This window comes from bacterium (genome assembly GCA_029210545.1).
GTDB lineage: Bacteria > BMS3Abin14 > BMS3Abin14 > BMS3Abin14 > BMS3Abin14 > JARGFV01.
The window spans coordinates 1-522 of record JARGFV010000234.1 but is presented as its reverse complement, the minus strand read 5'-3'; the positions used below and the strand labels follow the sequence as shown (position 1 = coordinate 522).

The 522-nt window shown below is 61.7% G+C and carries 1 protein-coding gene; it reads left to right on the top strand.

All coding sequences use genetic code 11. From position 1 onward, the window contains the following. Positions 1 to 226: FGGY-family carbohydrate kinase (locus P1S46_12445; GenBank protein MDF1537272.1), on the top strand; the 226-nt coding region annotated here is incomplete at its 5' end. Positions 227 to 522: the final 296 nt, after the last annotated feature.

Sequence of the window (522 nt, the reverse complement as noted above, 5' to 3'; positions counted from 1 at the left end):
CCTGGGAACTCCCGTCGTCCGGCCGCGCATTACCGAAACGACTGCTTTGGGTGCGGCGTACCTCGCGGGGATCGGCGCGGGGATTCTTGACCAGGACACCATTTCCAGCCAATGGGCCCTCGACCGCATGTTCGAACCTTCCATGCCTTCCGGCGAGCGCGATGCCCGGAGCCGTGACTGGAAGCGGGCGGTGGAACGGTCGCGGGGGTGGGCAAAGGAATCTTAGGGAGAAGGGAGGAGGCAGGAGGGAGAAGCCGAAGGCCCTGCCTGTCCGTCGTAGCTCGCCAGAGCGAAGTCGGACCTGTCGCGGCGTAGCTGGACGGAAGCCGTTAGCGTAGACGGAAACCTGCCCGAAGGGGGAGAAGGAAAAGGATAGATGGGGAGCCAGGAGCCAAGTGCCAAGGGATCAGCGATAGGAGATAAGGGACAGGGGGAGAAGAAAACGTTATGAATAGAGCTGAAATTTTTCCGAGACTCAGGACGAACGAACCCTTCGACATGGTTGTCATCGGGGGGGGGGGG